The sequence below is a fragment of the Vibrio sp. 10N.261.55.A7 genome (genome assembly GCF_002877365.1).
Taxonomy (GTDB): Bacteria; Pseudomonadota; Gammaproteobacteria; order Enterobacterales; family Vibrionaceae; genus Vibrio.
The window spans coordinates 1-5576 of sequence record NZ_MCWZ01000313.1 but is presented as its reverse complement, the minus strand read 5'-3'; the positions used below and the strand labels follow the sequence as shown (position 1 = coordinate 5576).

General features: G+C 43.1%; 4 protein-coding genes. 2 read left to right on the top strand and 2 right to left on the bottom strand.

Annotation, left to right across the window (positions count from 1 at the left end; genetic code table 11):
• The first annotated feature begins 165 nt into the window (after nucleotides 1-165).
• The gene (locus BCU12_RS18995) at nucleotides 166-1740 is read left to right on the top strand and encodes a BCCT family transporter (RefSeq protein WP_102405821.1); all 1575 of its coding nucleotides are present in this window, start codon (nucleotides 166-168) and stop codon (nucleotides 1738-1740) included.
• Nucleotides 1741-1859: 119 nt separating this feature from the next.
• Here BCU12_RS18995 and BCU12_RS18990 read toward each other — a convergent pair whose 3' ends face one another.
• Together BCU12_RS18990 and BCU12_RS18985 are read right to left on the bottom strand one after the other, a co-directional pair.
• A complete protein-coding gene (locus BCU12_RS18990) occupies nucleotides 1860-2576 on the bottom strand; it encodes a 3'-5' exonuclease (RefSeq protein WP_102405820.1) in 717 nt (238 codons plus the stop codon).
• Between the two features lie 9 nt (nucleotides 2577-2585).
• Nucleotides 2586-4475, bottom strand: coding sequence for a DUF294 nucleotidyltransferase-like domain-containing protein (locus BCU12_RS18985; protein WP_102405819.1), 1890 nt, complete (start codon nucleotides 4473-4475; stop codon nucleotides 2586-2588).
• A gap of 244 nt (nucleotides 4476-4719) precedes the next feature.
• Between BCU12_RS18985 and BCU12_RS18980 the strand changes: the two genes are divergently transcribed.
• A partial coding sequence (locus BCU12_RS18980; protein ID WP_198599381.1) for a cache domain-containing protein occupies nucleotides 4720-5576 on the top strand: 857 nt, incomplete at its 3' end.

The window sequence follows — 5576 nt, the reverse complement described above, 5'->3', positions numbered from 1 at the left end:
ATCCGCGATGAACCTTTTATTTTGCGTGTAGATAATTTATCTCTCCAATTATTGGGAGATAATAAATACATCAATTGCAACCAGTACAGACCATAGCTGAGTATTTCTCTGTGATTTTTACTGGTCGCATTTAAAAGATACAGAAATAAATTTAAGAGAGGAATAATGACTAAAGGGATTGATAAATACAGTATCGACAGTACTGACTACACTGTTGGACAAGATAATGTTCAGAAATGGGGTTTTGATGTACACAACCCTGTTTTTGGTATAAGTGCAGGTCTTATTGCCTTGTTTTTAATCGGTGTTTTAATTTCCGACGTTGAAACAGCAAAAACGGCGCTGGATGGTGTTAAATGGCAGATCATCGGTGCGTTTGACTGGCTATTTATCTGGTCAGGGAACATTTTTGTTATATTTTGTTTAGCGTTGATAGTCTCTCCATTTGGTAAAATTCGCCTAGGCGGACAAGACGCAACAGCAGACTACTCATTGATTTCGTGGTTCTCAATGCTATTCGCCGCGGGTATGGGTATTGGTTTGATGTTCTGGAGTGTTGCGGAACCTGTAGCGTATTTTACAGGTTGGTATGAAACACCACTTAATGTCGCGGCCAATACACCAGAGGCTGCAAAACTGGCGATGGGTGCGACTATGTACCACTGGGGTTTACACCCTTGGGCTATCTATAGTGTTGTTGCTCTTTCACTCGCGTTCTTTACGTACAATAAAGGTCTTCCACTTTCTATTCGTTCTATCTTTTACCCTATTTTAGGTGACAGAGCGTGGGGTTGGGCAGGGCATATTGTTGATATTCTCGCGGTGCTCGCGACTCTGTTCGGTTTAGCGACCTCACTGGGTTTAGGGGCGCAACAGGCGGCAAGTGGTATTCATCATGTGTTTGGCGTTGATACTGGTTTAACACTTCAGGTTATTGTTATTACTATCGTGACTTTACTGGCTGTTGTGTCGGTTCTACGTGGTATTGATGGTGGTGTTAAAGTGATCAGTAACATCAACATGCTTGTCGCAATCGTGTTACTTGTTCTTGTTTGCCTAATTGGTTACGCAGTGACACTTGGCTCTATACCAACGACACTTTCTGCTTACGTAGAAAATATCATTCCATTGAGTAATCCTCACGGGCGTGAAGATGAAGCATGGTTCCAAGGTTGGACTGTATTCTATTGGGCGTGGTGGGTATCTTGGTCTCCATTTGTCGGTATGTTCATCGCACGTGTATCACGTGGTCGTACTGTACGAGAATTCTTGACTGCTGTGTTGCTTGTTCCAACTGCTTTTACTGTTCTTTGGATGTCGACCTTTGGCGGCATGGCTATTGATCAGGTTAAAAATGGCGTGGGCGCATTAGGAGCAGAAGGCCTTACTGATGTTTCTCTGGCGATGTTCCAGATGTTTGACTTGCTACCACTTGGCTCTTTACTGTCTGTAATTGCGGTTATTCTTGTTCTCGTGTTCTTTATTACGTCTTCAGATTCAGGTTCGTTAGTTATCGACAGCATTACCGCTGGTGGTAAGGTTGACGCGCCTGTTCTTCAGCGTTGTTTCTGGGCATTCATGGAAGGTGCTATTGCTGTAGCGTTACTTTGGATTGGTGGTACAGAGGCAGTACAAGCGCTTCAAGCTGGTGCAATTTCAACAGCTCTGCCGTTTGTATTCATCCTGCTGTTAATGTGCGTAAGCTTATTGATGGGTATGCGTACGGAGCGTTACAAATAGAACGACAGTCTGTATGCAGCGATAATGTTGCAATACAAGAAGCAAATAAAAAACTCTAGCGACATGCTAGAGTTTTTTTATATCTAAATTTTTGGCTTATCAAATGTAGTTTCAGCTTGTTAGAGCCAGAAATCTCGTACCGGTTGGTTGGTGTCATAGTGATAAGCAAACTGAGCTTGCATGAGCTCTGCCGTTGCGATGGCATCGGTGAGTGCGTGATGAGGAGTGTAAGGAGGTAAACCATAACGCAGCCTACTTTTGCCAAGGCGAACAGACTGAGGTTTTTTCCCTTTGAGCATGTTCCAAAAGCCACCAGCCCAGAGGGCTTGAATATTACTCTCCAACTGCATCGTATCGACGACTGGAAAGACGATGCCTTCATTAAAACGAGATCGTAATGCTCGGTCGAGAAACTCTCTTTCAATTTTATTGTAGTGTACAACCAGAACATACCCTGAAATACAGTCAAGGACTTCCTCAATAATTTCAGTCAGATCAGGCGCATCGGCAATATCACTATGTGTAATACCATGTATCACGACGGAATCTTCATTAAGCTGTTTACGTGGTCTTACAGTCCAATGTTTCGCTCTATTTAAGTAAACCCTGTTGAGCGTAAAAGGAACGACACCAATGGTGATAATATCGTCTTTTTTCGAATCTAATCCTGTTGTTTCGAAGTCAACGGCAAGAAACTCGATTTCCCCGATTGGTGTATTTTGATCCGGTATAGGCTGTGCGTAGAAATTTTTGAGAGCAGGGTGTATCGCAATCTCGTGCTGCTTTCTTAGTTTTAGAGCCCAATCAATAGCGGGCTTTTGAAAAAGGCGATTCATAGCGATCCCTTATTTGAACGTGCTATTGGCTTGGTAACGGAATTTAAGGAAATTTTGAGCGTTACTTAATATTTGAAACGCATCCTTAAGATTACGACGTTCAAAGTCGGAAAGATTCTCCGGCTCGATGTTGTTATCTGGGTCGATTTCGTTTTCCACATCTATCGCTTGGTGACGTATTCGAACCATAGAAATAAATTCCATCGCATCTCTTAAATCCTGGGCTCTTCCTTTCGGTAGTATTCCCGCATCGATAATGTCATCTAATCTCTCAAAGGAGTTTCTAGAGCGAGAGCCGACAGCCAATGAATGAACACGGATCAGGTCTGCCAAAGGTGCAGTTCCGCGTCGTTTCAAGTTAATCGAGTTATTATGGCGACCATCTTTTTCCATAACAAAATCCTGGAAGAAGCCGAGTGGTGGCGTTCTATTGAGCGCGTTACGAGCAAGGCATGCAAGGAATCGGTTGTTCTTCTTCGCACGACGCACAATAAAGCTATTGAGCTGTTCTGCCCACTTTAAACGCCCGTGTACACCATCTAAGTCAAAGAAAATGGAAGAGTTCAATAGCGCTTTAGGGTTCGGGTTGTCAATCCAATCGGAAAAGCACTCTTCCCACTCTCTGCGTGTCATTCTCCACTCGGGATTAGTCGCCATAATGTCACCAGTACAGTAGGTATACCCGCACTTAGCTAATCCATCACAGATGAACTTGGAGAACTTTTTGAAATACGCATTATGCTTTTCATGATTGTAGTTATCATCCAAGATAATAGCGTTGTCTTGATCGGTAACGATGAGTTGTTCGTCTCGCCCCATCGAACCGAGCGCTAAAAAGCAATACTGTATGGGCGCAGGGCCTAACTCTTGTTCTGCTAGTTCGATGATTCGTTGCTTAAAGCTGCGGCCAATCACTGACATCGCCGTTCCCACCATGTGAGAATTCGCGTCCTCATTGACTAATCGAACAAAGCTGTCTTTCACCTGTTCAGATATTTGTACCAGCTCTTCAATCGATTGTTGCTGGAAGATACTGCTTACGAGCAATAGAGAGTTTTGGGACTCATAACGAACGATATCTGTCGCTTCTATAATCCCAATCGGTTGGCGGTCTTTAAGTACGGGTAGGTGATGAACGTTGTAGCGAAGCATGGTTAACATAGCTTCGTATACATAGGCATTATGATCGAGAGAGATAACTTCCGTCGTCATCACGCTGGCCACTTCATCTTCTGGGCTTCGCCCCTCCGCCAACACTCGAGTACATAGGTCACGGTCGGTTATGATACCGAGAACTGGACTGTCATCATCGTCATCATCATCAAACTTACTTTGGTCAACAATCAAGAGTGACGACACATTCTCTTCTGCCATTTTGATTGCCGTTTGTTGAATGGTCTCTTTACCAGAAATGGAGAGGACATCACGAGTCAAAAGTGTTCTTACTTTGCAGGTGGTGAGATCGTTCTCATCTTCAGTATTGGACACGGTTTGTCTGAGTCGAGCGTTGTCTTCAACTTCAACAAAGTCGGCAAATGAGTCGTGGTTATCATAAAGCTCTTGGAAAATAGGCTCAGGGAGGCAATAGAGAAGGGTGTCTTCTATCGCTTTGGCAGGAAAACGGACCTTATTGTTGGTTAACAGGCCCATTTGTCCAAATAGGGCACCTTCATCTAAACGATTATACAGCTCTCCCTTACGGCGAAAGACTTCGACGATGCCACTGCGAACAATATACAGATCATGGATACTGTCGCCAAAATGAATGATTGGCGTGTCTTGTCGATAGTAGGATATTTCAACGTGTCTAGTGACGTGTTCTAAGACTTCCTGAGGCAAGTCATTGAATGGAGGTCGTTGGGACAAAAAGTTCTGAATTTCAAGAAGTTCGGCTTCCATGTATGTGTCCATGTAATCGTTTTATATATAGTACAACATTTTGTGAAGAATCGCTTTTTTGGATGATCTACTAATAATGTCGACCAAATAATAGTCAGTTTGGGTATTTAAAAAACAAACGAATTAAGTTTATTTATCTGTGACTTAATATCATTTGAATCCAGATAACAATATTGATCTTACTTAGTGCATATGCCGCAAGTAATCTGTACTATCGCGCTTTATTTTCTTATTTTGATTGATTATGAAACTCACTCTTAAACATAAGTTAACTGCTTGCAGTGTTGCAGCTGTCATGTTGATGGCGATAATTCTCACTTCGCTGTCTGGATTTAAGCTGCTCGATGAAACAACTGAAAACATTTACTCTCGTTCAGAAAGCATTGCGAGTACAGCGTCGGAAGGGATTTCCGATTGGATTGAGGTTAGGAAAAATATATCTTCAGCGTTCAACCAGAATATCGACCAACCAGATGTGGTGCCATTTCTAAAGCAGGCTCGCGTTGCTGGCGGATTTGATGACATCTTTTTTGGCACGGTTGAAGGTGAAATGCTTCGTTCGCACCCAGAACGAAATAGAGCGGGCTATGACCCTCGTGAACGCCCTTGGTATAAAGATGCGCTGACCGCGAATGAACAGATTGTAACCACCGCTTACCAAGATGCGATTACTGGAGAGCTATTAGTTACCATCGCAGAACCCGTTTATCAAGGTGCGACGCTAAGAGGTGTCGTTGGCGCTGATGTACTTATTGACCAACTGGTCACTGATCTCATCAATCTGGATGTTGGTCAGAACGCGTATACGATGCTCATAGAAAAAACGGACAGTACATTACTGGTTCACCCAGATAAGCAGTTCGCATTACAGCCACTAAATCGTCTATCGCAAACACTTTCCATGCCAGTAATTGAAGAAGCGATAAGACAAAACAAAGTTGAATACATCACTGTCGATGGCAGAGAAAAGTTACTCTACTTCTACCCTGTTGAGGGGACAAGTTGGATATTCACCATTGTGATGGATTACGAAACTGAGGCTGCAGGCAACATTTCTTTACTTACCAGATTGGCAGGTACGGCTGTATTAGTCGTCTGTTT